The organism is Candidatus Albibeggiatoa sp. nov. BB20 (assembly GCA_016744725.1).
Lineage (GTDB): Bacteria > Pseudomonadota > Gammaproteobacteria > Beggiatoales > Beggiatoaceae > Albibeggiatoa.
In genome coordinates this window covers 1-26,071 of record JADGDW010000014.1, presented here as the reverse complement: position 1 = coordinate 26,071, position 26,071 = coordinate 1, and the positions used below count along the sequence as shown (strand labels likewise).

Sequence of the window (26,071 nt, the reverse complement as noted above, 5' to 3'; positions counted from 1 at the left end):
GTGTGGATACATTTTTACCCCAATATGCAGATTTAATGATTTTGGTGTGTTTATTTAGTAACCGTAAAGACTGGGGACGATTTGATATTCGTTTAGAAGGTCAACGATTTTCTTTACGTATCATTGAAACATTGGCTAATTTGCGTTCACGTTTAACAGGCATTGCAACAGGTGAACAGGCAATTTTTGTAAAACGTAGTGTATTTGAACAAATGCAAGGATTTCCAGAAATTCCAGTATTGGAAGACATCAGTTTAAGTCGCCAACTAAGACGTAAAAGTCGCCCAGTATGTTTAAAAAATAAAGTCACTGTATCTGAGCGGCGTTGGGCAGAAAAAGGTTTAATGCGTACTATTATGAGTATGTGGAAATTGCGTTTTGCTTATGCTTTGGGGGTCAGCCCTTGGACATTAGAAAAACGTTTTAATAATTTCTCTTGATTTTTTGTGATGAGCACACTCCCACAGCATGAGGCGGTTTAAAATACCTCAAGTCAGGTGGGAGTCGTTCCTTACAAAGTTGTAAACGACATTCGTTATTTTGAATTTTAGTGACGAATCGAGGTATGTACAACCTTACCATTAATTAATGTATAACTGACACGGCCTTTAAAATCCCAACCTAGAAACGGCGTATTCAAACCAAGACTGCGTATATTATTTTCAGTCAATTGCCAGTAGGATTTAGGGTCAAAAACACAAATATCTGCATCATTATCCACAGCTAAACGTCCAACTGCCAAACCTAAAATATCCGCAGGTTTATAAGTCACCATGCCTAAAGCTTCACTTAAATTCCAGTTATTTTCCTCGACTAAACGCAAAGTCAATGGCAACAAAGTATCCAATCCTGAAATTCCTTGATCGGTCATCGCAAAGGGGCTGAGTTTCGCATCGGGTTCATGTGGCTGATGGTCAGAACAAATCGCTTGAATAGCCTCGGTTGCCAAACCACGGCGCAATGCTTCTTTATCGCGTTGAGTGCGCAATGGTGGCATCACATGACATTGGGCGTTATAGTCTAAAATATCCATTTCAGTCAAAAATAAGTGATGGGTACTTACATCGGCTGAAACAGGTAAACCTTGTACCTGTGCCACTTCTACCATGCTCACTGCTTTGGCTGTGGATAAACGACAGAAATGCACTCGCACCCCTGTAATTTCCATCAAAAATAAAATCCGCGACACCGCAATGGTTTCAGCCGCTTCAGGAACGCCTGCCAAACCTAAACGGGTACTGACTTCGCCCTCATGTGCACAACCTTTACGCCCTAAAAAGGGTTCTTGAGGCTGCATAAATAAGGTTAAATCACAGTTTGCTGCATATTCCATCGCATGGCGCAAGATTTCGGTATTTTCCACAGGATTCATCGCATTACTAACACCGACACAACCCGCTTCTTTTAAATCGCCCATTTCAGCTAAATGTAGCCCTTTTAAACCTTGAGTCAATGCGGCCAGTGGATGCACTTTTGCCATACCTGCATTTAGCGCACGTTGTTGTAACAATTCTGCAACCGCTGGAGTATCAATCACAGGATCGGTATCAGGTGGACAACAGATACTGGTAATCCCACTACTCGCTGCAGCACGAGTTTCACTCAGAATAGTGCCTTTGTGTTCCGCACCCGGTTCACGTAAGCGCACACTTAAATCAACCAATCCAGGGCAAATAATCTGGTCTTTGGCATTGATATTCATGGCTTTGTCAGCGGTAAAACCTTCTGGTGGCGCACCAATTGCTGCAATTTTACCATCTTGAATATGCACATCAGTTATTGCATCAAATTCAGACGCAGGGTCTATGACACGTCCGCCAACAATACTGAACCCAGCCATTAGTGTTTATCCTTTTTTTGTTCGGTTGATTTAGGGGCTAAAATCATGCTCATTACTGCCATGCGCACTGCAATTCCATTACTGACTTGCTGTAAAATTACTGAGCGGTCACCGTCCGCCACTTCTGAATCAATTTCAACGCCACGATTAATCGGCCCTGGGTGCATCACTATCGCATCAGGTTTAACCACTTCTAATTTCGCATCCGTTAAACCGTAATATTGGAAATATTCATGTTGACTGGGTAATAACGCGCCTTGCATTCGTTCTTTTTGTAAGCGCAGCATAATCACCACGTCGACATCTTCTAAACCTTTCATCAAACGGTCATACACATGCACGCCTAATGATTCAACATTTTTTGGAATTAAGGTTTTAGGTGCGATAACGCGAACTTCAGATGCGCCTAATGTGGTTAAAGCATGAATTTGAGAGCGTGCCACCCGAGAATGTAATATGTCACCCACAATTGCGACTTTAAGCGCGGAAAAATCTGCGCCTTTGTATTGCCGAATCGTGAACATATCTAACATCGCTTGGGTGGGATGTTCGTGCCAGCCATCACCTGCATTGATAATGCTGACGTGGGGTGCAACATGTTGTGCCATAAAAAACGGTGCACCACTTTCACCATGCCGAATCACAAACATATCACACTGCATCGCTTCCATATTACGCAGCATATCAATCAGGGTTTCGCCTTTGGTGGTGGCAGACATGCTGATATTGACGTTTAAAATATCGGCAGATAGACGTTTAGCTGCCAATTCGAACGTATTACGAGTACGGGTGCTGGGTTCAAAAAACAGGTTTGCTATGGTTTTCCCACGCAGTAGTGGGGCTTTTTTTACTTGCTTGTCAGCAACACTGATAAATGATTCTGCATTATTTAAAATGTCGACAAGTAAATGGCGGGGTAGTCCTTCAATGCCAATAAAGTGGCGTAAACGACCGTTGTCATCAAGTTGGATATTATTCATCGCGTGGACGTATTTCTAAAGTTAAAGGTTCGGGCCCATTGAGTTTAACTTGGTGTGTCATGTCTAAATCGAATGCACAACCAACAACATCAGGTTGAATTGGTAGCTCACGACCGCCTCGTTTTACTAAGACAGCTAAAGTCACACTGGCAGGTCGTCCGTAGTCAAATAATTCATTTAAAGCGGCTTTGATTGTGCGCCCTGTATAAATTACATCATCGACTAAAATAATGTGTTTGTCTTCAACTGCAACAGATAAATTAGAGGGTTTGGCGGTGGGTTGTGAAGCCAGTTGAAAATCGTCACGATAAAAACCAATCTGTAGCTTGCCTAATGAATGTGGTAATGCCAATAATTGGTGCAAACGTTCTGCAACCCATACGCCGCCTGTATGAATACCGACCATCATTAGTTCATCTGGATTTTTATCATGGTGATAGTGTTTGATGTGCGTTGCCATGCTATTCAAAATAGAGTCAAGATTATCTAATGTTGCCATGGTCGTTGTTCCAAACAAAACCGAATTCTACTGCTTTCATATAACAATATGCAAATCCATCTCAGGTGGCAAGCATTTCGTATAGTCATTTTATTTTAAGATGATACAGGACTGGTAGTCCTAGATTTTAAAACTATTTGATATTTAAAGTATTTCAGGACTGCATCGCACTCAAGACAGAATTGACTATATCAGCACTCAGCTTATGTTTATAGAGTGGGTAGAACAACCAGAAATCCGTTGAATAAAATATTCAGGAAATTAAATAAAATAGTGACATCTGTCATATTCATAAGTATCTGTACGTTTTTTTCTTTTCCCACTACAATAAATATGTTGATGTTGAATATTGCTATGCCGCGCTCATAAATCTTTTAAGTTCTCAAATCATTCTATACTCAAAATAACCCCATACTAAAAGTATTTTTAGCCGCAAATATTGGCAAGTTCCTCGCATCGTATCAGATTAAAACGGTTATAACTTGAGAATGAAACTGTTAAAATTTATCCTAGCAGATTGATCCCTTACATACATCTATAGCGAGAAAATCATCATGTCTACAAATTCTCTTAATCAATTAGATTTACCATTGGAGCGCGATGTTTTTTTGCGTACTTTGGTACGTGAATTATCTGGCGTATTAGAAGAGGTTGTTGGTTTAGAGCAGGCTAATGGATTTATCAGTATTGTAGGGCAAAATATGGGCGAATGGATTAACCAAGAGTATTTAGCTAAATTAAATACAGATGCGTTAACTCAAGAACAAGTGGCCGAGGCCTTAGTTGATTTAAAAGCCCGCATCCAAGGCGATTTTTATGTTATTTCTCAAGATGCTGAAAAAATCGTATTTGGTAATAGAGTGTGTCCTTTTGCAGATAAAGTGAAAGGCCGCACCTCACTGTGTATGATGACTTCAAACGTATTTGGGCATATTGCATCACAGAATTTAGGTTATGCAAAAGTATACTTAGAGCAAACAATTGCAAAAGGAGATGCAGGTTGTCATGTTGTGGTTTACCTAAAACAAAGTGCTGAAGCCCAAGGAAAGGAAGGTAATGAATACTACCATAGCTAATCTTGACAAATATGATTCACCCGTGTTGAGCCAGTTTCTGAATTTTGCAAATGCACTTCCTGAAGCCTTATTGTTAATCAATGCCAAAGGACAAATTGTTGCGGCAAACCAAAAAGCATCAGCCATTTTAAAAATCAATCAGTTGGTGAATAAAATGCTGGCCAATATTGTAGATAATCCAGAGACTCAAATCGGCTTCTATCTAAAAATTTGGTCACGATCTCGAACGCCAACCCCAGCTAATATATCATGGTTAAGTGATGAACGAGATGATAACGGTGACAGTATCATTGTAAAAAAAAAGCCTGCGTCGGCTCATTATTATTCCCTGCACAGCAAAATGAACCTGCTTATATTTTACTGCGTTGCATTCATGAAGATGAAAATAACAACCAATTCATTGCCCTTAATCGTGAGATTCACAAGCAAAAACAGGCTTTTGATAAATTACAAGCCAGCCAAGCTGCATTGAAGCAAGCCAAAGAATCTTTAGAACAACAAAACCAAGAATTAGTAGATGCAAAACAAGCGGCTGAACAAGCAAATCACGCTAAAAGCACCTTTCTTGCGAATATGAGTCATGAATTACGCACTCCTCTTAATGGTATTTTAGGCTATACCCAAATCTTGCAGCGTGATAAAACCTTATCTCAGAAACAGCTCGAAGAAATTGATGTGATTCACCACAGCGGTGAATATTTGTTGACCTTAATTAACGATATTTTAGATTTATCCAAAATTGAGGCAAATCGTTTTGAGCTGTATCCCACTGACTTTAATTTAGATGATTTTTTACATAGTATCATTGATTTATTCAGTATTAGAGCACGAAACAAAGATATTTCATTTAACTATGAACCATTGTCATTACTACCGATAGGTATTCGTGCTGATGAAAAGCGTTTGCGCCAAATCATCATTAACCTGCTGAGTAATGCGATTAAATTTACCGAACATGGTGGTGTGACACTTAAATTAGATTTTAATAAGGATAAGCAATTTCTATATTTTCAAGTGGAAGATACGGGGATTGGTATTGCTGAACAAGATTTAACTAAAATATTCAATCCATTCCAACAAGTAGGTGATTATTTAAGTGCTAAAACGGAAGGAACTGGGCTTGGATTGTCCATTACCCAACGCTTAGTAGATTTGATGGGAGGTGAACTCATTGTAAACAGTGCTGAAGATCGTGGAAGTCAATTTGAATTCTCAATCCCTGTGTCGATTGTATCTGAATTAGTTAAAAAACATGAAGTTGAACGACGTATTATTATTGGCTTTACAGAGGAGCAAAAACATATTCTGGTCATTGATGATCGTTGGGAAAATCGTTCTATTTTAGTAAAGCTTTTAGAGCCTTTAGGCTTTTTGGTCACAGAAGCCCAAGATGGTAATGATGCACTAGATTGTATTGATGCCAAAATCCCTGATTTAATTTTGACGGATTTAGTGATGCCTGTACTAGATGGGTTTGAATTTACCCGACGTGCTCGGCAAATGCCCACATTAAAAAACCTGCCCATTATTGCATTATCTGCCAGTGTCTTTGAAGAACAACAACAAGCTTGTTTGGATGTTGGTTGTAATAAGTTTCTACCCAAACCAATTCAAATTGATATTTTATTGGCAGAACTACAGTATTACCTTGATTTAACTTGGCTTTATGATGAAGAACTGCCTGATAGGCCTGAACCCAATAAAAAAGCCAACATGACAGAGGAGATGATAGGTAAAACCCAATTTAACCTTTGCACCGAAGAGGCTAAAAAACTGTATGATCTTGCAAGGGCAGGAGATATTTTTGCTATTCAGGAGTATGCTACTGAATTACAGGAAAAACATGCTGATTTAGAACTGTTTACTACTCAGATTATAATATTGGCAAAGAATTTTGATGATGAGCATATTTGTGAATTACTGCTACCATATTTATAAAAATAATATGACATAGTGGTTACAAAAAGAATGATATTCCACTTATTCTAAGCAAAATATGGCAATAAATCGTTTTTCATCCTTAAAGCTATTGATATTCGGTTTTATCCTACCTATCATGACACGGGTGTTGATATTAAGCTTTAAAAAATGAAACTGATTATTGTCAGTGGTCTATCTGGCGCAGGTAAAAGTATTACTCTCAATAGCTTAGAGGATATTGGAGCTTATTGTGTAGATAATTTACCTGTTGCACTACTACCTGCCTTTGCAGCGCAAGTACCACAAATTTGCATTGAACATGAATGTGTTACCGTAGGATTAGATGCACGTACTATTGCCTCACATGATGTGCCTACACTATTAGAAACACTGGATTCTTTAGCGATTCCTTATGAGATTTTATTTTTAGAAGCCGACGATGCGATTTTAATTAAACGATTTAGTGAAACTCGTCGCAAACACCCTCTGACATTCCAATCACTTGCATTGTCAGAGGCTATTCAGTATGAAAGAACACTACTTGAACCTTTGGCACATAGAGCTGATATTCGAATTAATACCAGTGATATGCATGTCCATCAATTAAGAGATTTAATCCGTTTACGGATTCGTTTGCACCAGAAACAAAATCTGTCTATATTATTTGAATCGTTTGGCTTTAAATATGGATTACCGCGTGATGCAGATTTTATATTTGATGTGCGTTGCTTACCTAATCCACATTGGGATACCGAATTACGCGGCTTAACGGGGAAGGATGCTGCTGTAGCTCATTTTTTACAAGCACAACCTAAAGTCCAACAAATGTTAGATGATTTAATACATTTCTTAGATAATTGGATTGGGCAATTTGCTGCTGATAACCGTAGCTATTTAACAATTGCAGTTGGATGTACAGGTGGGCAACATCGCTCAGTTTACATTGCGGAACAATTAGTGCAGTATTTTACTCAAAAACAACATGATGTATTAGTCCGACACCGAGAATTACGATGAGCGTGGGTATTTTGCTAGTGACCCATAATGATATCGGCACTAGTTTGATTCGTAGTTTAGAAGAAATTTTAGGAACGTTACCGTTACCTATTAAGGCATTACCTGTGCGTATTGAGGGCGAGCCTATGTCTTATTGCTATCATTTAGAACAGTTGTATATGGCTGTCAATGAAGGGCATGGCGTATTGGTTTTAACTGATGTATTTGGCGCAACGCCGTGTAATATTGCATGTCACCTTATTGAAAATTATAGGGTTAGAGTGGTATGCGGGGTTAATTTACCAATGTTAATCAAGATTATGAATTATCCTTCAGCGGATTTAGATACTTTGGCCAACAAAGCACTTTCTGGTGGTACTCAAGGCACTTTCGATGTGAATAGTATTTTAAATTGATTTAGTAGCATAGATTTTTTCTCTCCTTGTCTCATCTCGTTTGTACCCATAAAATTATTTTATCCATCACAATAAACTTCCTATATATAAAACGTTCCATTCTGCTTGACGACAGACTTATACTAGTCAACTCGATAGCTATAACAATACGATAATAAGAGGATGGATTATGTCAATGACACGTCGCGAATTTTTACAAATAATGGGTGTTGCGAGTGCAGCAGGCTTATTTCCGAAAACATTATTCGCCAACAATACCAACAATTTCTATGATTTACCCCAATTTGGTCAAGTGCGTTTACTCCATATCACGGATACACATGCCCAATTACAACCGATTTATTTTCGTGAACCGAATGTCAATTTAGGTTTAGGCAGCATGAAAAGCAATGCGCCACATTTAGTGGGTGATAGTTTACTAAAACAGTTTAATATCGCGCCAAACTCTTTAGAATCTCATGCGTTTACCTATATTGATTTCGCCTCTGCCGCACAAAAATATGGCAAAGTGGGTGGGTTCGCACATTTAGCCACCTTGGTGAAACAATTACGTCATAGTTATGGTCAAGATAAAACCTTATTACTCGACGGTGGTGATACTTGGCAGGGTTCAGGAACAGCATATTGGACACGCGGTAAGGATATGGTCGGCGCATGTAATCAGCTTGGCGTGGATGTGATGACAGGTCATTGGGAATTCACTTATTTAGCAGACGAAATTTTATCTAATATTCAAGATTTCAAAGGCGATTTTGTTGCAAATAATGTGTTAGTTAAAGAAGAAGCCTTGTTTGATGGTTCACCCGCTTATGATGAAGACACAGGCCATGCGTTTAAACCTTATACAATCAAAGAATTAAATGGTGCACGAGTTGCGGTGATTGGTCAAGCCTTCCCTTATACGCCAATTGCAAATCCAAGTCGTTTTATCCCTGATTGGACCTTTGGCATCCGTGATAATGCGATGCAGGAATTGGTGAATGAAATCCGTGCTACTGAAAAACCTGATGTGGTGGTAGTGATTTCCCATAATGGTATGGATGTGGATTTAAAAATGGCCTCGGTTGTATCGGGCATCGATGTGATTTTAGGCGGTCACACCCATGATGGTGTACCAAAACCTGTTGAAGTCAAAAATGATGCAGGCATGACTTTAGTTTGTAATGCAGGCTCAAATGGTAAATTTGTTGGCGTGCTTGATTTTGATGTCAGAGAGGGTAAAGTCAAAGATTATCGCTATCGTTTATTGCCAGTATTCAGTAATTTACTTGAAGCGGATAAAGATATGCAAGCTTATGTGGATAAAGTTCGCAAGCCGTATTTAGCCCGTTTAAACGAACAATTAGCAGTTGCAGAGCAAGTATTATATCGTCGAGGCAATTTCAACGGCACATTTGACCAAGTAATTTGTAATGCCTTACGTGAGGAGCATGACGCACAGATTTCTTTATCACCGGGTTTCCGCTGGGGTACAACGGTATTACCAGGGCAAAATATTACAATGGAAAATGTGTTAGATCAAACATGTATCACTTACCCAGAAACCTACGGACGTGAAATGACAGGTTTAGAAGTCAAAACCATTTTAGAGGATGTGTGCGACAATTTATTTAATACTGATCCATACCGTCAACAAGGTGGAGATATGGTGCGTTTAGGTGGCTTGGACTATGTGTGTGATCCAACCCAAGGTATAGGACAACGCATTTCTGAAATGACTTTAGATGATGGCACTAGCTTAGAAATGAGCAAGAAATATAAAGTCGCAGGCTGGGCAACAGTCGGCTCACAATCTGATGGTCGGCCAATTTGGGATGTGGTTGCAGATCATTTACGTACAGTGAAAAACGTGAAATTAGAAAAACTCAATACGCCAAAATTGAAAGGTGTAGCTGATAATCAGGGCTTAGCAGATTATAATGCCTAATGAGTATTTGAGGACAGGTCGTTTTTGTAATATCAATTAAGATAACCCGTTCTGATTTTTGACGATAAAAAGGATAATATCATGCACGCACTCAAAGTCTATTTGTCTGGCGAAATTCATACTGATTGGCGCGAAAAAATTGAACAAGGTATACGAGATGCGGGGTTAAATTTAACTCTACTCACTCCAATTACCAATCATGCGGCCAGTGATGATTGTGGCGATGTAATTCTAGGTGCGGAAGACAAGTCATTTTGGAAAGATCATAAAGCGTCTAAAATCAATGCGATTCGTACTCGCACATTGATGCAAAAAGCCGATATTGTGATTGTGCGGTTTGGTGAAAAATATAAGCAATGGAATGCGGCCTTTGATGCAGGTTATGCAGCCGCTTTAAACAAGCCTTTGATTGTGATTCATCACCCAGATTTAACTCATGCCCTTAAAGAAGTCGATGCAGCCGCTTTAGCTGTGGCAGAAGCCCCAGAACAGGTTGTTGAAATTTTGAAGTATGTGATGCAAGACGTTTAAGCCTGTGAGCAATTGTTATTTTGCTAGGATTGGCAACCTAAAAAATTGATTGTCAGTCCTGAATCCAGTTTATAGCAAATGGAGTTTAATTTATGAGTGATGCAATGGAGTTACTTGCTCGACATCATGGTGATACTGAAACGTTTGTTACGGCAATGAAACAAAATGCCCCCAATCGTTTTGATGATGGATTTTGGCAAATCTGGCAACAGTGGATACAACCTACATTATCAGATGATGCTACCGTGTGTGATTTTGGTTGTGGCCCAGCTCAATTTTTTGAACAATTACACGTGCGTCTACCTCAAGCTAAATTGATTGGAGTGGAATGTATGCCTTATATGATTACCGAAATCAATACGGGCATTTGCGAAGTCATCCAACATGATTTGAATCAAGCCAATTTAAATCTAGCTAACGATAGTGTTGACACCTTTTTAACTTCTTTCGTGCTGCATGAAATGGTACAGCCTATTTACGCGCTCAAAGATATGTATCGTTGTTTGAAGTCAGGACAGCGTGGTTTAATTTTAGATTGGGTACGTGCACCACTTGAAATATATTTACAACACATGTACGAGACTGACATTATTGATACCACATTGCCAGAACAAAAACTAATCAATATGTTTAATCATTTCTCAGAGCACAACCGTTATACGTTAGAAGATATGAGTTGGTTATTGGAAAAAGTTGGCTTCAAAATTTTGCAACAGCAACGTGCCGATAATCTTAATTTTGCCCATTGGGTTGTTGAAAAGCCTTAAGCAATCTTGAAATGACAACAGGGTAAGTTCTAAGTCAATTCCATCTTGAGTGTGAGGACTGGCAGTCCTGAAATACTTTAAATATCAAATAGATTTAAAATCTAGGACTGCCAGTCCTGTATCATCTTAAAATAGAATTATACACACTCAAGACATGATTTTAATCATGTTTAAAGAGCTTAAATCAGTTCCATCTGCTCATACATAAACAGAATTTATTTGATAATATTACTCGGAAATACTATTGTATGCTCCAATATCCTAGTTAAATAATCAACTTTTATAAGGTGGCTTACATGGACTTAGAAATTAATGGTCAAAGTATTGAAACTGACGATCAAGGCTATTTAGTAAACTTATCCGATTGGTCAAAGGATTTAGCAGCAGAATTGGCTAAACGTGATGATTTAGAGCTAAGTGACTCACATTGGGAAGTCATCAATCTGATTAGAAAATTCTACGAAGACAATGGCACTGCGCCAGCGATGCGAGCTTTAACAAAATTAGCTAAAACAGAATTAGGTAAAGACAAAGGGGATAGCAAATATTTGTATACTTTGTTTCCTTATGGGCCAGGAAAACAAGCTGCACGTTATGCAGGCTTACCTAAACCAACAGGGTGTGTGTAATCTTCATGTTCGATTGCCGATGGGTTTCTAATACTGGCAATCGAAGTTAAGTTCTATTTATACACTACAAAGCGATCATACTCGTCATTTGCTGCAATAGCATGAGTTTGCACCACATTGTAACGTTTTTCAGGATTATTGAACTGGGTTACATAGAATTCGTGATTCAAGGTTGGCTTTTCTCGAATATCCACTTTCCACAACAAATGCGCTAAGCCCAATACCCCACCCATACCTAAAAATGAAATATTCTTCTCATCAGTTGCAGGATATATGCGCCGAAAACCAATCCCTTCATATGAATTGTACACTCGGATAATAAGCTCTTTTTCTATATCAATTTTTTCAACACGGAATAAGCCCCAACCTAAAGCATTAATAACCGCAATCATGCCATGAAACCAGTCTTCACGACTATCACACATCGGTTCAATTACTGCGTGCCATTCTGGACTGCTCATAATGCCACCAAAGGTGTTAAATGCACAGATATGTCCTGATTGGATAAACATCTCTTTGCTATCTTCCTCTGGCAAGCCTGCTTGGCGCATTGCAAAATAGGTTTCATACGAAATACGGTTATAGTAGTCTGAAAAATGATTGGTTAGCACCACGCCAAACGCATCAATTAAACCTGTTTCACCTTCTTCCATACGCCCATACAGTGGCAAACCTTGTACCGCTGCCAAAATTTCAGCTTCATCAACCCGGGTGTTTAAATGTTGACAACCATCAAAATCAAACCGTGCAGGTACATCAGTTTGTAACGGTTGATCCAGCGTTAAATAATGGCTTACTTGGAGTGGCTGCCCTGTCGTGACATATTTATCTTGCTCTGCACCCAACATCTGACATTCAAATTCTTCAACTTGTTGATTAATTAAGGCTTGAATATAACCACTATTAAAAAAACAGCTTTTGGCAGGTTTGCCATGCGAATAAGTCGTTTCACCATAATGGGAATGGGGGGTATACCAAGTATTGTCATCATACTGTTGCAAAACCCCAAAACCACACAACGCAAATTCCTGAATTAAATCATCTTGAGAGTAGCCACCTTGCTGTAGATGTTGAATTAACGGCGTTGCAGCATCGACTAATAAACGTTCAGGTTCATGATTTGGTATCCCTTTAGTCATCTGTACCACCATTTGCAAATGCGCATTATAGTGATTGCAATGAAAAACACGGCTTAAGCCACCAATCAGAGTTTGTCCGCCTTGATGTACAATATTCGGTTGATAATCAGTCATTATTACCTCCTTGAATCAGACGGTTAGGCCATTGTTGGTTTGCCAGAAAAAAAGCTTCTCAATTTGCCAAAAAAGCCTGTATGTCGTTCATTCGATTTTGGAATATTGGAGGCAATTTCCTCTTCCATCTGTATTGGGGTCATTAACATAGATTGAATTTCATCTGACATTTCTGTGTTGAAATGTTCACTAAAAATATGTTCTAAAGTACCCAATTGGGCATCATTTAATTCGACAAATTCACTTTTAAAGTTAACATAACTATTTGAGTTAAGCGCGAATAAGATACCAAGCTTGCTTGCAATCAAATGATGTTCAACTTCATCATGTTGTTCCAATTTACGCTTTTCATTAAGCTTGATAAACAAATCCATGGTATTAATTACATGTAAAATGTCCTCTCCCATTATGTTACCTCCTCCTTTGAAAGTATTTTATTTAGGAAGTTATTGATTTTATTTAAATAGTATTCAACTTCCAGTGCTGGTGTGGTTTTATAAAACGTTAGCTTAAAATAGGGAAAACCATAGTTTGGGACATCAATAAAAAATAGGGTATGCTTGATATGTAAAACAGGGAAATCGACAGGATTAGTGTTCTCACCCAGTGTGCTAATAAATTGTTTTAACAAAAAATACTGCTGCTCAGTGAGCATAGTCAACTGAAACTGATAGGCTTGATAGCGAATGCAACTTTTAACATATTGATAATGAAGCATGTTTTTTTTATAACATATCCCTATGTCTACTCTAAATTGATAATAATATTAATACTTTTTAATATTGAATCAAGTAGTTGTATGCTATGATATACAGTTAAATAATGCTAAGCAAGTCACAACACAGGTGTCAACTTAAATGAGTGCTACGAGTTTATTGATTGTCGCGCATGGAAGTCGTCGTCCCAAATCCAATTTAGAAGTCCAACAATTAACCCAAATTATTAGAGAAAAAGCCTGCAGCAAATATCTGTCCATTGCTCATGCGTTTTTAGAATTAGCTGAACCCAGCATTGGTGATGCGATTGATCAATGTGTGAGGCAAGGTGCAACAGATATTTTACTATTACCTTATTTTCTGTCGGCTGGGCGACATGTGCAGCAAGATATTCCTGAAGAAGTGGCAGCTAAACAAACCCAATATCCACAAATTAAAATCAATATTATGGCTTATTTAGGCGCTTCTGAGGCTATTCCAGAGATGATGTTATCTTTGGTTGATAATTATGAAGAGAATTGAATGTCGCGGACATCTTACGCAAAAATGAAGAGACATGTCTTTTTTGGTTATTGTGCTTAGAGACTTTATTTAAAAGAACTCAGGTTAAGTTATTCTAATGAAAGGCTAATTCACAACAAATGAACCCATGACATGAAAAGCCAAAGCTGCGTTATATGCTAAAATAAAAACACTTCTTAATAAAGGACAATAACAATATCACTGTTTGAACAACTCATTAATACCCATATAATTGTCACATCCATCTATTTCTATCATTGCTCCTATTGGCTTTCAAACTTATTCTTTCGCTTACCAGTTGCGCTCTGAACATAACTTATCTTTTTGGGGTTCATTAATTGTTTCCAGTGCTTTAGAAAATGACTGTTCGGCATTATACAATGAAGATATGCAGCACAATCAAAATATTAAAAAGCAACTTTTAATTATTAATCCTTTTGAACAGGGTTTAACGGATTGAAAGATAGACAGGATATTTTGTCTGAATCAGAATTTTAGAAAAATAGGAGAGATAAAAAAAGCCTTCCTCTCAAATTGAGCAGAGTTAGGAAGACTTTACAACGAACCAACGGAGAAAATTCAATAAATGATTAAATCGCGCCCCAGTTTTCACGAACACGATCAGTTGCAACCACCATTACATCATCTAAAGACGCTTGTGGAAATTTAGGCTTATAACTCTTCATTTCATCATATAAAGTCACCACTTTATCCGCAGAAGATTGGCCTTTAAAATCGCTCTTTTCTAAACCAGCTTCATCCAATGCTTCATTCCAAGGTACACCACTTGCCATTGGAATCATGGTGATTTTCACGCCATCAATTTCTAACAATGCAGAGTCTTTCGCATTAATCACATACATTATGACAATACAGTCATCAGCCAAATCCGCTTTATATTTCGCAGTAAAATCAGTCAATTCAGCCACTTTATCCAACCAACCAATGACCATTTTTAATTTATCATCGCCCAACAAAACTGCACCATAAACAAGTTGTTTTGGCGTTTTTTTATTGCCTTTGACATCGCCTTGCTCGCCTGCTGACAAGACCAATTCACCACGATAAGCAGATAAACCTGCTGTACTGCTTTCTGCAAAAAAATTAGCATTAAAAAATAAATCTGATTCTTGATATTTTTGTAGAATCATAAAAAGTCTCTCCTTAAAGAATCTAACAACAAGTACACTCGCTAATACTTTTATCTGATTGAGGACTGGCAATCCTGCTTTAAAAACTATTCTGCTGCAATTGCCTCAGCTTGTTCTTTTTTCTTTTTAGCTGCTTCACGTGCTGTTTTTTTTGCTGCGGCTTCAGCTTTTCGTGCTGCGGCGGCCGCTGCTTTGGCTTGCTTTTCACGTTCGACACGCTGATTTTTGGATTCAATCAGTTTGCGATTTTCTTCTGCTTTATGTTTGGCTTGTTGACGTGCAGCGAGTTCACCTTTGGCATAATTGAAATATTGCACCAATGGGATATGCGAAGGACAGACATAAGAACAACAACCACAAGCAACACAGTCGACTAAACCAAATTCCACAACCTTATCCAAATTACCCGCTTTAGCATGAGCTGCCATTTGCAACGGCACAAGCCCACAAGGACAAGCCCGAACACATGAGCCACAACGAATACAAGGGGATGGATCAGTTTGAATGGTTTCAGGTTTGGTAAGTGCGATAATGCCACTTGTACCCTTAACCACAGGCACATCAAGACTCGGCATACTTTGCCCCATCATAGGCCCACCCATCACAATCCGTTCAGCTTCATCAACCAAACCACCACAAAAATCAACCACATCCCTTAATGGCGTACCAATGAGGACTTCTACATTTTGTGGCTGTTTCATTGCGCCACCACCCACGGTCACTACACGCGAAATCAATGGACGACCTTCACGCACTGTTCGATGAATCGCATACGCCGTTCCCATGTTATGCACTAGCACACCAATATCTGCACCCAAACCACCAGCAGGTACTTCTAAACCTGTGACAGCCTGAATCATATGTTTTTCAGAACCCATGGGATAACGCGCTGGCACTTTAACCGCTTCAATATTACCTATGTGTCGACAAGCTTTTTCTAAAGCATCAAACGCTTCAGGCTTATTATCTTCAACCACTAAATACGCACGCTGGGCTTTAATCGTATGTAAAATAAGGCGTACCCCATCGACAATTTGTTCAGGGTGTTCGCGCATGATTCGATCATCACAGCTTAAATACGGTTCACATTCACCACCATTTAAAATAAGGGTATGAATATCATTGCGTGCACTGAGTTTTAATTTCACCGCAGATGGAAAGGTCGCACCACCCATACCGACAATGCCTGCTGCACCAACACGGGTTGCAATCTCATTGGTGGATTTAGAAAATGGATCATCTAACTTTTTGACATCATCAATCCAGCGGTCTTCGCCATCGGTTTCAATCACAATGGTGCGCACGGGTAAGCCTGAGGGATGTGGTGCTGGCTTATCACCAATTTCAATCACTGTTCCAGAACTGGGCGCGTGAATCGGGGCGGAAATCATACCTTGACTGTGTGCCAGCAATTGACCTTTTAAAACGGTATCACCGACATTAACTTCAGGTCTGGCAGGTGCGCCAATATGCTGTTGTAACGGTACATATAAATGCTTAGGCAACGGCATAGACACAATTTCTTGGCTATTGGTTGCGGCTTTATTATCGGCTGGATGGACACCGCCTCGAAACTTAAACAGTTGCATGATGTGCTCCTTAAGCCGCTAACGGTAAATCAGGTTTAATCGAAACATCAGGCTTATCCCAATGCCATGTTTTCAATGTGGTTTGAATCGGATGCATTTGTAAGCATTCCGTTGGACACACATCAATACATGCTTCACAACCTGTACACGCATCTTGAATCACTGCATGAATTTGTTTATTTGCGCCGATAATCGCATCAGTTGGACATTTTTTAATACACCGTGCACAACCAATACAATGATTTTCATCTACTTGTGCCAACATTGGTGGTTTATCTTCGACTTGAGATAAATCAAGGGAAATATTGAGTAATTCAGCAATTTCTTGGGCTAAAACTTTACCACCGGGAGGACAACAGGTTGCTGCTGCTTCCCCATTGACCACCGCTTCTGCTGCAGGTGTACAACCGGGATAACCACATTGACCACAGTTTGAACCGGGCATGATGGCAATCACTTTGTTAATCATTGGATTTTGTTCAACTTTAAAAAACTTTGCGGCATAACCCAGTGCAAAACCCAATATTGTACCCATGATGCCTAGGCTAAAGATTGCTGCAAATAAGACTTCTGCTTGCAAGACCATTGTTGCTACTCCCTAGGAAAATTTCAGACCACTAAAGCCGATAAATGCCATAGATAATAGACCCGCAGTAATGTAGGCGATAGGCATTCCCGAAAACGCATAAGGTATTGCTGAAACCGCTAAGCGTTCACGTAAACCCGCAAAAATCACCATAACCAAAGTAAAGCCCATTGCTGAGCCAAATCCATATACCGCACTTTGAATAAAGCCAAGGTCTTCTTGAATCGCGAGTAATGCAACACCAAGTACCGCACAGTTTGTCGTAATCAGCGGTAAGAAAATCCCTAATACTTGATATAGGACAGGGCTGGTTTTGCGAATCGCCATTTCTGTGAATTGCACCACCGCAGCAATAACTAAAATAAACGCCAAAATGCGTAAAAATTCAATTTCAAATGGTTTTAGTAAAAAATGCTCTAATAACCAACCTGCAACTGAGGCTAGGGTCAGAACAAAAGTCGTTGCTAATCCCATGCTTAACGCTGTGTCGAGTTTATTTGATACACCCATAAATGGGCATAAACCTAAAAATTTTGTCAAGATAACGTTATTAATCAGCACCGTGCCGACTAATATCAGTAAATACTCAGACATGACAATCTCCATGTTGAGGAATGCTAATGCTTGTACTTATCCTCATGAACATAAAGTGTGCCAATCTTGAATTGGTTTATTTTTATCTATTTAAACAAGTATTTATTTTCTTAGAGGTGGAAGTAACATTAATTTATGTAGGCTTTAAAGCAGCTTATTGAAGGGTTTTGTAAGAAAGGTTACAGAGAAAAACTATTGGCTATTCTTAGTCGAAATTAACAGCTTAAATTACGTGCTATAACAAATAAAACCAGTAAGCTATAGAGGTATAATTTCAGTTGACAAGTGTTTTTATGTTTTGCTAAAACCTATGATCTATACCATCACAGATTTATTTTTAAATTCAAGAAATATTAAACAAGCCAATACGGCATAAATGGAGTTAAAAATGCTGTCAGCTTTAGTAAAATATACATGGTTATTGGCTGCGTATAAAAATATCCAACTCGTACAGATAAAGGAATATCCAGTACTACAGTAGGACAACCAAAAAACCATAATATTTTTTTCTTCATATCATAGCTAAATAAGCCTATAACATAATATAACTGTTCTATTAAGTTGCCAATAATGCCAATACCTATGACCATAGCAATGAAAAAATAGTTGAAGTGAAGCAAGCTTTGTATATAGTTAGAAAAGGCTAAGCCAATTAGCATACTTCCAACCCAACCAAAGCCTAAAATCAAATTAACACCTTTAACAGTAAATATGGAATGTTGAACACTTTTTGCATATATCCATAAGCTTCTAGTCATATATTCAAAGCTAATACCTATGATATATACGAGTATGATGAATAGAGGTGGGTAGTGGGTAAAAAAGTAATTAGTAGTAAGGCCTAGAACAAAGAGCAGTAAAACGGCAATTTCTAATGGGGATAGAAATGTCTTTTTCATAATTTACCTCTTAACTATCTATCTTAAAATAATATAAGCGTCATTCTAGGAGTTAGGAGCACTTATGCGTAAAAAATCACTTTTCTTATACCTTATTTTCGTTTTTATGTCGATATCAAAAGTGCTGTATGCAGTAACAGATATGGAATACCTGTCCATTAAGAGCTTGTCAGAAATGACATTAGCAGAGTTAATGAATGTTCAAGTTGTTACTTCAATCAATAAACGTCCTCAAAAAATATTTGAAACAGGAGCGGCTGTTTTTATCATTACCCAAGAAGATATTATGCGTTCAGGAGCTACGCATATTGCTGATGTATTACGACTTGCTCCTGGAATACAAGTCAACAGAGTTAATTCTCATGGTTGGGCGGTGTCTGCTCGTGGGTTCAATGATTATTATGCAAATAAACTATTAGTATTAATTGATGGTAGAAATACATATTCTCCATTATTTTCTGGTACTTTCTGGGATGCACAAGATACGGTATTAGAAGATATTGAGCGTATCGAAATTATTAGGGGTAGCGGTGGTACTGTTTGGGGATCAAATGCAGTCAATGGAGTTGTCAACATAATTACCAAGAAAACTCAGGATACGCAAGGTGGGCTTTTAAGCATTATCACGGGTACAGAAGATAAATACATTGCAACAGCACGTTATGGTGGAAAAATTGGAGAGAATGGATATTATAAAATTTATACAAAAAGCCATAAGAGAGATAATTTTGGTGTAGATACTTTATATGATGCGTGGTCAGGAAATCGTGTGGGATTTCGTACTGATTTTGAGCTAGAGCAAAATAATATTACTGTACAAGGTGACTACTATAATGCTGATAATCATCAACCCAGTGCAGTAAATACATTTCAATCAGAAGTGCAGGGTATAACCACAGCCAATATACTTGGGCGTTGGGAGCATCAATTTTCAGAAACTTCTGATTTAAGTATTCAGATGTACTATAACCGAAACAAATATAATGGTATTTCTGCCGCATTTACTATAGAAAAATATGATTTTGACTTACAACATCGATTTAATTTAAATGAGCGCAATGAAATTATTTGGGGAATGGGCTATCGTGTGATACATGATAAAATTTCCGATACACCTGTCGTGCACTATGAACCTTCTCGTTTAAATCGCAATCTTATTAGCCTATTTATTCAAAATTCATTAACACTTGTACCTGAACGTTGGAAACTAACTTTTGGTAGTAAATTTGAACATAACAGTTTTACGGGTTGGGAGAGTCAACCTAATATTCGTCTATTATACATGCCTAATGAACGTCAATCTTTTTGGGCTGCAATTTCTCGTGCAGTGAGAATTCCTTCACGATCAGAACTCCATGTTGAATTAAGCTTAGCCATTCCAGATAATCAAAACCCTTTTTATCCAATACCATTTATTTTCCAAGGTTTTGGGAATGAGAACAAGCCCTCTGAAGATGTTTTAAGCTATGAGTTGGGTCTAAGACAACAAATTAATGAAGACTGGTTTATAGATATTTCCACATTCTATAATCAGTATAAAAATTTATCCCAGGTCCAACAAGATATAAATTTTGATGTGAATAGAGTTGTAATGGCAAGTAGAAATATAGATGATGTAGTAGCGGATACTTTTGGGATTGAATTCGCTACAACTTGGCAAACTACAGAAAATTGGTCAGTTGATCTTGCCTATAATATTTTTTATATAAATATGGAAGGCTTAGGCCAAGACGATTTAGTTGATGGTGCTGAAGTGAAAGACCCCACACATCAATTATCTTTGCGTTCTGCGTTAGATGTAACAACTGATACTAAACTTGATTTATGGTTAAAGTTTGTAGGCAACTCTGACAATCCAAGTACTGGAAAAATCAAGCATTATACTATATTAGATGCACGCTTTGCTTGGGATGTGACTCCTAATTTAGAATTATCTATTGTAGGCCAAAATTTATTAGATAAAAGACATTTTCAATTTGCTGCTGATCGAGCTAATACACTTTCTACAGAAGTAGAACGAGGTGGTTACTTACAATTGCGTTGGCAGTTCGATTAAGATAATAACAATTCCAAAGTTGGTAGACCCCTTGGAATTGCTACATTTGTCTTATTGCTGACTATCTCTAAAAAGAGCATCAAAGAAAGGCTTGTCTAAAGCTACTATAATTTTAAATACCTCATACACAATCACAGTTGTATAACTTACAGCAATCCACAGCAAAGCTGCTTCCACTGGTAAGTTTGTCCAACCAAAAATAAAAATCCCAAGCATTTGTTCATGATTATAATCCCACCAGCCATATGGGACTGCTAATGAAGCTTCCCATATGATAGAAATTAATAACATAATGAATAAAGTTTGACTAAAAGCACGCCAGTTAATAAAGGGTAATGCAGTTCTAAACAAGACAACACTTGGCATAATCGCAATAATAACTAAAAAAGTGAAATATCCTGAGAAACCTTCTGGTGATCCTGAGAAAAACTTTTTATAAACAATGCCTGCGATAATGAGGGCAATACCAATAATTAATGAACGAGGATGGAATTTAATAACATTAGATACTTTTAAGTTTGAGGTCTCCGCTTTGTAGTCAGGCACTCGATATGCGCCAAACCAAAACTCATCACCCCATAGATAAAAAAGCAATGTAAAAGCAACCCCAAAAATATAAAAGGCAAACTCTTCGATAGGAACCGTAGAACCATCAAAAGGCACAACAGGTACTTTAATACCCAGCGTAGCACCTTCGTTAGGAAATATAAAAAACAGTGAGCCGAATAAGAAATCCAGCAGAAATCCAAGTGGAACTAATGTAAAGATTGTAATCCAAAAGGCTTTACGTTGGGAGTGATAACTAGGATGGGTTAAAAACCACCAGCCAATTACAAGCATAGGAATAATAAATAAACTTAAGCTCCATGTATAACTATATGGGCTAGGATTAGAAAATTTATCCAAATCAATAGTTTTACGGGCAATATCTATAGAAGAGAGTGTGAATATTGCAGGAATTAATATAGTAACAAGCATAAAAACACAGGTTTTTGCATCCTTTTCAGGTGTGCGCTGTACCGTCATTGGCTCAGTCATTTCTACATCTCCTTCTTTTTAAAGTAGTTAGCATTTTTAACAAACATTTTTAATTTTGCTATAGCATCTTAAACATATTTATAAAGAAGTCTAATAATAGATAAAATTTTAATAAAGTTCCATTAGTAATACTCTGAATAGTTTTGATAAGGATATAGGGGTATAGTGAATTTCCATTCAAGTGATATAAAATATGTATTGTTAATGAAAATAGGCTAAAAGCAGATGAATAAAGGGCATAGCGAAGACTTAAGAGAACGAGTGTTAGAGTACATAGAAGAAGGAGGCAAAGTAAAACAGGCGGTCAAGATATTTAAAGTAAGCACAGCGAGTATAAACCGTTGGAAAAAAAAGAAAGCCGTGGAAGGTCATGTAAAGAATAAACAACGAACAAAATGGTTAAGAAAGGTGAACCGAGAAGAATTAAGGGAATATATAAAAAGCCACCCCGATCAGTTATTATCAGAAGTAGGGCAGCAGTTTGGGGTATCAGCAAGTACTATCCATAAAAACTTGAAAGCATTAAACATCGTGTATAAAAAAAACACTTCAGTATGCGGAAAGAGATGAGCAACAAAGACAAGAATATTGAGAGAAATAGATGACTCAAAGATTATTTATATGGATGAAACAGGCATAGAGCAAGGGATATGTAGAGAGCATGGCTGGGTAGAAAGAGGACAACAGTTAGCCTTGCTTATCTCTGGCAAACGCAAACGCCGCATCAATATAATTGCAGGTTTGCTAAATGGGAAGCTCATTGAACCCATGATGTTTGAAGGCAGTTGTAACCAACATGTCATAGAAGCTTACTTCAAAAATGCCTTGCTACCTGCTGTTGGAAAAGGCTTTACTATTATTCTCGATAATGCGTCTTTTCATAAATCTAAGACCTTAGCTCAAATGGTTGAACAAACACGGATGTCAGTTACTCTTTTTGCCTTCCTACTCTCCCGATTTCAATCCCATTGAACACGCTTGGGCTGCCCTTAAAATGAACGTTAAAAATATACGGCGTGAAATTCATGATATTTCTAAAGCCATTTCTAGTGCATTACTATAAATATCACTTTATAGGAAATTGACTATAGTTCTTCTCTTGTCCAGTTTTGTAATTGTTCTACTTCTATTGGTGTTGATAAAAATTGTTCAAATTGGTTATTTTTAGGTTGTATTTTTGTAATAGAAATTCATAGAAGTCTAGTAATTCAGTTGGGGCTTGTAATGGCAGTCTGTTTAGTTCTATATTCTGCATGTTTTTACTCTGGGTAGCTGGGAATAAGCTAACTATAGCATTGTTTTTGTTAGCTGTCTGAGTCAAGATTATTGATAGGATTGATTGAAGTGCATCATCAGTGGGCTTCGGTGTTTTCTGTGGCTAACTTGTTATTCGATTTGATAGTGCCTGCCTTGCAAGTTCTGTTTGCACATTTGAAGCAGAGCTTCTTGGACATATACTACCAAACTAAGCTTGATAGCAAGGTAAGAGAGAGACTCCTACACAGGAAAATATGGGAGCATAATAATTACGGGCGAAAAATATCTAATTTTAATTCGCTAATCATTTTGTAGTGTTTATCATTTGCAGTTAATAATATTTGGTTATATTTTACAGCAGTTGCAACAATCAAAGCCTCAGCCTACCGAAGTGAATGGCTGAGAAAAAACTGCTCTACATAATCGGTTGCATAGTCTGAAATTTGTTTATCTAACGGGATTATCTGCCATTGGAATTGTTGTATTGTCTTTTGTAAAGCTTGTAGTTCTTGTTTATTACGCATTCCTTGTATAAGTTCCATATAGCTAATCGCTGATATTTCAATTTTATCAAGTTGTTGTGATTTGGTTAAAGCCTTGGTGTTTCCTTTTAGAAACCAAATCAGTACATCAGAATCTACTAGCATTCAAAACGTCCTTGTCTTGATTCATCAATATATGATTCTACCTCTAAATCTTTTCTGTCTTTCCAAATACCAAAAGCAGGTGATTGAGCTAATGGATTATTTGATTGTGTTTCTATTGGTTGATTGAAATTAGATAGCCATTCTGTAATTAGTTTTTCTAAACTCAGTCCTTTTTGTTGGGCAATTTGGTATAGGTTATTGTAGACGGCTTCAGGTAAGTTGAGGGTAACGGGGTAATAACTGCAACATGAAATCTACACTAATTTTCACTATTATGTACTAATGTTAAAAAACTTGTAAAAATAAGTGAAGCTGCAAAGATACTAGGTTCAAGTCCTGCCCAGTATTGGAAATCATCACCGTATTTTCTGCTCGCTTACATGGTAGTCGTAGCCATAAGAAGTTAATGGAAGCTTTGAATGATGTTGTTAGCGCATAAAGTTGAACTCAGACCGACAAAGGAACAAGCTGTCTATTTAGATAAAGCTTGCGGTTCACGTCGCCATTGTTACAATCAATTACTCGCTTATTTCAAAGATAACAAATGGTCTAAATCTGCCGCTTACCAGTATTGTATCAAAACAATCCGCCCGCAATTCGAATGGTATACAGAAGTCTCTAGCCGTGTGACTCGTAATGCGATTGATGATTTAGATAATGCCTACAAGCACTTTTTTAGACGTGTTAAAGCCAAACAAAAAGCAGGATTTCCGCAATTTAAAAAGAAAGATATCAATGATTCTTTTGCATTACGAGCAAAAGCCAAGCTCCGAGTGGCAAAACTACATTTTCATATTAGCAATCAAAGACAAGCCGTATTACATGAATTAAGTGATTATTTGACTCGCCATTTTGACCGCATTGTGATTGAAGACTTAAATGTTAAAGGCATGGTGAAGAATCATAAGTTAGCACGTAGCATCATTGATGCAGGATTTGGCTATTTACGAACACAGATACAATACAAAGCTAAACTACGCAATTGTGAACTGGTTATTGCCAATCGATTCTTTCCAAGTTCTAAAACATGCTCACAATGCGGTCAAATTAAAACAGAGTTACGTTTAAGTGACAGAACGTATCATTGTCATTGCGGTTTAGAAATTGACCGTGACCTCAATGCAGCTCTAAACTTAAAACCTATGGTGTGGACACGTTACAGCCCACCTAAACGCACATAACAGACTTGTCAGACAATGTTTCATTGCTGAGTTGATGACGATGTGAATAAATTGAACTAACAGATTAGTTCAGATTTATAGTAATGGTAAATCTAAGTTATATCATTCTTGGTGAACTGCTGCTGGGATCAATATTTGTTTGAAGCAGTTTGATAGAAGGTGCAGGGCTTTTAGTTTGTCTAAAAAGATAATTGGACTTGTGTTAGATACGAGTATCATGAGTGAGCTTGTATGATTTTATCTACAGTTGTTAAATCTTGTTCAACTGATTTATTAGTCATGATAAAGCCAACATCAAATTGTTCTTGTAGCTGGTTTAAAAAGGTGTCAAAACCCATACCTGCTAAAGATGCTGCGGTTGCGAAGCTAATTTTATGTGCATGGTATAGACTGGCTGCGAGATAAAATTCGACTGTTTGATAGCCTAGTGGTTTTAAGATGGTTTCAAAGTCAGGCTTTAGTTGTACTTGCATGATTTTTTCCTTGTTATCAACAATCAGTTAGTTTTATTAGTGTAGGACAAAATTAAATGCACGATGGGATGGATAAGATTTTTTATTTTTAATCCTGTTTATCCTTCAATCTGTTACATCCTGTTCAAATCTCCTCGTCGCCCCACACCACATTGTTATCCCATTCTCTGGCTTGTTTGAATTTGGCTTTGGCTTGTTGGGTTTCGCCGTTTTCAAGGAGTTCACGGGCTTCTGCGGCGAGTTCTATTGCGCCTAGGGTGTCTGTGGGTAGGTCGGGGCAGGTTTTTTCATGTGGACGGTTGCCCATGTATTTTTGCCATTCTTGATTGAAATTTATGGCGCATAATCTTTTAGTTCTTGCATAAGTTGATGTAACCCTTTTTCTAAATCAGGGAAATCCAGTATTGCTTTCTCTAATTCTGCATTAGCTGCGTTTTTATCACCACTAATCCATAAAGCTATAATTAAATGTTTAGCTATATATTCTTCATTCTGTATAGATTTAGCTTTACGCAAATAATTGATAGC

General features: G+C 37.8%; 31 protein-coding genes and 2 pseudogenes. 17 read left to right on the top strand and 16 right to left on the bottom strand.

The window, feature by feature from the left end; genetic code table 11:
- Positions 1-440 (top strand): annotated as a pseudogene (locus ABXH34_RS02975) (TIGR04283 family arsenosugar biosynthesis glycosyltransferase); the annotation flags it as partial.
- A gap of 107 nt (positions 441-547) precedes the next feature.
- Here the strand turns inward: ABXH34_RS02975 and ABXH34_RS02970 are convergent.
- The 3 genes from ABXH34_RS02970 to pyrR are packed head-to-tail and all read right to left on the bottom strand — an operon-like array spanning position 548 to position 3,319.
- Positions 548-1,840, bottom strand: a complete 1,293-nt coding sequence (locus ABXH34_RS02970; protein WP_353570373.1) for a dihydroorotase — start codon at positions 1,838-1,840, stop codon at positions 548-550.
- Positions 1,840-2,820, bottom strand: a complete 981-nt coding sequence (locus ABXH34_RS02965; protein ID WP_353570372.1) for an aspartate carbamoyltransferase catalytic subunit — start codon at positions 2,818-2,820, stop codon at positions 1,840-1,842. Before ABXH34_RS02965 ends, ABXH34_RS02970 begins: the two co-directional genes overlap by 1 nt.
- Positions 2,813-3,319: a bifunctional pyr operon transcriptional regulator/uracil phosphoribosyltransferase PyrR gene (gene pyrR / locus ABXH34_RS02960; protein WP_353570371.1), complete on the bottom strand. Its 507-nt coding sequence runs from the start codon at positions 3,317-3,319 to the stop codon at positions 2,813-2,815. Before pyrR ends, ABXH34_RS02965 begins: the two co-directional genes overlap by 8 nt.
- Positions 3,320-3,873: 554 nt before the next feature.
- On the opposite strand from pyrR, the gene ABXH34_RS02955 reads away from it, so the two are divergent.
- The 9 genes from ABXH34_RS02955 (at position 3,874) to ABXH34_RS02915 (ending at position 11,581) form a co-directional block, all read left to right on the top strand.
- Positions 3,874-4,395 carry a methanogen output domain 1-containing protein gene (locus ABXH34_RS02955; RefSeq protein WP_353570370.1) on the top strand — a complete coding sequence of 174 codons (522 nt, stop codon included), beginning with the start codon at positions 3,874-3,876 and terminating at the stop codon, positions 4,393-4,395.
- Entirely contained in the window at positions 4,376-4,867 is a 492-nt protein-coding gene (locus ABXH34_RS02950; RefSeq protein WP_353570369.1) for a hypothetical protein, read from the top strand. Before ABXH34_RS02955 ends, ABXH34_RS02950 begins: the two co-directional genes overlap by 20 nt.
- The gene (locus tag ABXH34_RS02945) at positions 4,864-6,333 is read left to right on the top strand and encodes an ATP-binding protein (RefSeq protein ID WP_353570368.1); all 1,470 of its coding nucleotides are present in this window, start codon (positions 4,864-4,866) and stop codon (positions 6,331-6,333) included. Before ABXH34_RS02950 ends, ABXH34_RS02945 begins: the two co-directional genes overlap by 4 nt.
- A gap of 150 nt (positions 6,334-6,483) precedes the next feature.
- Positions 6,484-7,332 carry an RNase adapter RapZ gene (rapZ, locus tag ABXH34_RS02940; RefSeq protein WP_353570367.1) on the top strand — a complete coding sequence of 283 codons (849 nt, stop codon included), beginning with the start codon at positions 6,484-6,486 and terminating at the stop codon, positions 7,330-7,332.
- A 17-nt stretch (positions 7,333-7,349) separates the two neighbouring features.
- On the top strand, positions 7,350-7,727 hold the full coding sequence (locus tag ABXH34_RS02935; protein ID WP_353570366.1) for a PTS sugar transporter subunit IIA: 378 nt from the start codon (positions 7,350-7,352) through the stop codon (positions 7,725-7,727).
- Between the two features lie 169 nt (positions 7,728-7,896).
- Positions 7,897-9,654: a thiosulfohydrolase SoxB gene (soxB, locus tag ABXH34_RS02930; RefSeq protein ID WP_353570365.1), complete on the top strand. Its 1,758-nt coding sequence runs from the start codon at positions 7,897-7,899 to the stop codon at positions 9,652-9,654.
- 81 nt (positions 9,655-9,735) lie between these two features.
- Complete coding sequence (locus ABXH34_RS02925; protein WP_353570364.1) at positions 9,736-10,185, top strand: YtoQ family protein; 450 nt, start codon at positions 9,736-9,738, stop codon at positions 10,183-10,185.
- Between the two features lie 92 nt (positions 10,186-10,277).
- Positions 10,278-10,952, top strand: coding sequence for a class I SAM-dependent methyltransferase (locus tag ABXH34_RS02920; protein ID WP_353570363.1), 675 nt, complete (start codon positions 10,278-10,280; stop codon positions 10,950-10,952).
- Positions 10,953-11,248: 296 nt separating this feature from the next.
- Positions 11,249-11,581 carry a TusE/DsrC/DsvC family sulfur relay protein gene (locus ABXH34_RS02915; RefSeq protein ID WP_353570362.1) on the top strand — a complete coding sequence of 111 codons (333 nt, stop codon included), beginning with the start codon at positions 11,249-11,251 and terminating at the stop codon, positions 11,579-11,581.
- Positions 11,582-11,634: 53 nt separating this feature from the next.
- Here ABXH34_RS02915 and ABXH34_RS02910 read toward each other — a convergent pair whose 3' ends face one another.
- Both ABXH34_RS02910 and ABXH34_RS02905 read right to left on the bottom strand, forming a co-directional pair.
- Positions 11,635-12,834 carry a hypothetical protein gene (locus ABXH34_RS02910; RefSeq protein WP_353570361.1) on the bottom strand — a complete coding sequence of 400 codons (1,200 nt, stop codon included), beginning with the start codon at positions 12,832-12,834 and terminating at the stop codon, positions 11,635-11,637.
- 23 nt (positions 12,835-12,857) lie between these two features.
- Positions 12,858-13,241 carry a hypothetical protein gene (locus ABXH34_RS02905; RefSeq protein ID WP_353570360.1) on the bottom strand — a complete coding sequence of 128 codons (384 nt, stop codon included), beginning with the start codon at positions 13,239-13,241 and terminating at the stop codon, positions 12,858-12,860.
- Between the two features lie 450 nt (positions 13,242-13,691).
- Between ABXH34_RS02905 and ABXH34_RS02900 the strand changes: the two genes are divergently transcribed.
- Positions 13,692-14,072 (top strand): sirohydrochlorin chelatase, encoded by a 381-nt coding sequence (locus ABXH34_RS02900; protein WP_353570359.1) that lies wholly within the window; start codon positions 13,692-13,694, stop codon positions 14,070-14,072.
- A gap of 590 nt (positions 14,073-14,662) precedes the next feature.
- Here ABXH34_RS02900 and ABXH34_RS02895 read toward each other — a convergent pair.
- The 5 genes from ABXH34_RS02895 to ABXH34_RS02875 form a co-directional block, all read right to left on the bottom strand.
- Positions 14,663-15,223, bottom strand: coding sequence for a hypothetical protein (locus ABXH34_RS02895; protein ID WP_353570358.1), 561 nt, complete (start codon positions 15,221-15,223; stop codon positions 14,663-14,665).
- An 86-nt stretch (positions 15,224-15,309) separates the two neighbouring features.
- Positions 15,310-16,812 (bottom strand): electron transport complex subunit RsxC, encoded by a 1,503-nt coding sequence (gene rsxC / locus ABXH34_RS02890; RefSeq protein WP_353570357.1) that lies wholly within the window; start codon positions 16,810-16,812, stop codon positions 15,310-15,312.
- A gap of 10 nt (positions 16,813-16,822) precedes the next feature.
- Positions 16,823-17,398 carry an electron transport complex subunit RsxB gene (gene rsxB / locus ABXH34_RS02885; protein WP_353570356.1) on the bottom strand — a complete coding sequence of 192 codons (576 nt, stop codon included), beginning with the start codon at positions 17,396-17,398 and terminating at the stop codon, positions 16,823-16,825.
- Between the two features lie 12 nt (positions 17,399-17,410).
- Complete coding sequence (gene rsxA, locus ABXH34_RS02880) at positions 17,411-17,992, bottom strand: electron transport complex subunit RsxA (RefSeq protein ID WP_353570355.1); 582 nt, start codon at positions 17,990-17,992, stop codon at positions 17,411-17,413.
- Between the two features lie 353 nt (positions 17,993-18,345).
- On the bottom strand, positions 18,346-18,891 hold the full coding sequence (locus tag ABXH34_RS02875) for a hypothetical protein (protein WP_353570354.1): 546 nt from the start codon (positions 18,889-18,891) through the stop codon (positions 18,346-18,348).
- 64 nt (positions 18,892-18,955) lie between these two features.
- Here ABXH34_RS02875 and ABXH34_RS02870 point away from each other — a divergent pair, with 64 nt between their 5' ends.
- Positions 18,956-20,947, top strand: coding sequence for a TonB-dependent receptor plug domain-containing protein (locus ABXH34_RS02870; RefSeq protein WP_353570353.1), 1,992 nt, complete (start codon positions 18,956-18,958; stop codon positions 20,945-20,947).
- 51 nt (positions 20,948-20,998) lie between these two features.
- Here ABXH34_RS02870 and ABXH34_RS02865 read toward each other — a convergent pair whose 3' ends face one another.
- Positions 20,999-21,985: a hypothetical protein gene (locus ABXH34_RS02865; RefSeq protein ID WP_353570352.1), complete on the bottom strand. Its 987-nt coding sequence runs from the start codon at positions 21,983-21,985 to the stop codon at positions 20,999-21,001.
- A gap of 225 nt (positions 21,986-22,210) precedes the next feature.
- Here ABXH34_RS02865 and ABXH34_RS02860 point away from each other — a divergent pair, with 225 nt between their 5' ends.
- The 3 genes from ABXH34_RS02860 to ABXH34_RS02850 are packed head-to-tail and all read left to right on the top strand — an operon-like array spanning position 22,211 to position 23,048.
- The gene (locus ABXH34_RS02860) at positions 22,211-22,555 is read left to right on the top strand and encodes an IS630 transposase-related protein (RefSeq protein ID WP_353570351.1); all 345 of its coding nucleotides are present in this window, start codon (positions 22,211-22,213) and stop codon (positions 22,553-22,555) included.
- A gap of 51 nt (positions 22,556-22,606) precedes the next feature.
- Positions 22,607-22,957, top strand: coding sequence for a transposase (locus tag ABXH34_RS02855; RefSeq protein ID WP_353570350.1), 351 nt, complete (start codon positions 22,607-22,609; stop codon positions 22,955-22,957).
- A complete protein-coding gene (locus ABXH34_RS02850) occupies positions 22,893-23,048 on the top strand; it encodes a transposase (RefSeq protein ID WP_353570349.1) in 156 nt (51 codons plus the stop codon). The genes ABXH34_RS02855 and ABXH34_RS02850 overlap by 65 nt, the downstream gene beginning before the upstream one ends.
- A 577-nt stretch (positions 23,049-23,625) precedes the next feature.
- Here the strand turns inward: ABXH34_RS02850 and ABXH34_RS02845 are convergent.
- Positions 23,626-23,889, bottom strand: a complete 264-nt coding sequence (locus ABXH34_RS02845) for a PIN domain-containing protein (RefSeq protein ID WP_353570348.1) — start codon at positions 23,887-23,889, stop codon at positions 23,626-23,628.
- Positions 23,890-24,232: 343 nt separating this feature from the next.
- On the opposite strand from ABXH34_RS02845, the pseudogene ABXH34_RS02840 reads away from it, so the two are divergent.
- Both ABXH34_RS02840 and ABXH34_RS02835 read left to right on the top strand, forming a co-directional pair.
- Positions 24,233-24,328, top strand: a pseudogene (locus ABXH34_RS02840) (IS607 family transposase); the annotation flags it as partial.
- On the top strand, positions 24,309-25,070 hold the full coding sequence (locus ABXH34_RS02835) for an RNA-guided endonuclease InsQ/TnpB family protein (RefSeq protein WP_353570347.1): 762 nt from the start codon (positions 24,309-24,311) through the stop codon (positions 25,068-25,070). The pseudogene ABXH34_RS02840 and the gene ABXH34_RS02835, both read left to right, overlap by 20 nt.
- 102 nt (positions 25,071-25,172) lie before the next feature.
- Here ABXH34_RS02835 and ABXH34_RS18725 read toward each other — a convergent pair whose 3' ends face one another.
- The 4 genes from ABXH34_RS18725 to ABXH34_RS02820 form a co-directional block, all read right to left on the bottom strand.
- Positions 25,173-25,289, bottom strand: a complete 117-nt coding sequence (locus ABXH34_RS18725) for a PIN domain-containing protein (protein ID WP_502710392.1) — start codon at positions 25,287-25,289, stop codon at positions 25,173-25,175.
- A complete protein-coding gene (locus ABXH34_RS02830) occupies positions 25,286-25,543 on the bottom strand; it encodes a UPF0175 family protein (protein ID WP_353570346.1) in 258 nt (85 codons plus the stop codon). Before ABXH34_RS02830 ends, ABXH34_RS18725 begins: the two co-directional genes overlap by 4 nt.
- 124 nt (positions 25,544-25,667) lie before the next feature.
- Positions 25,668-25,850 carry a hypothetical protein gene (locus ABXH34_RS02825; RefSeq protein ID WP_353570345.1) on the bottom strand — a complete coding sequence of 61 codons (183 nt, stop codon included), beginning with the start codon at positions 25,848-25,850 and terminating at the stop codon, positions 25,668-25,670.
- A 26-nt stretch (positions 25,851-25,876) separates the two neighbouring features.
- On the bottom strand, positions 25,877-26,071 hold a 195-nt coding region (locus tag ABXH34_RS02820; protein ID WP_353570344.1), incomplete at its 5' end, for a hypothetical protein.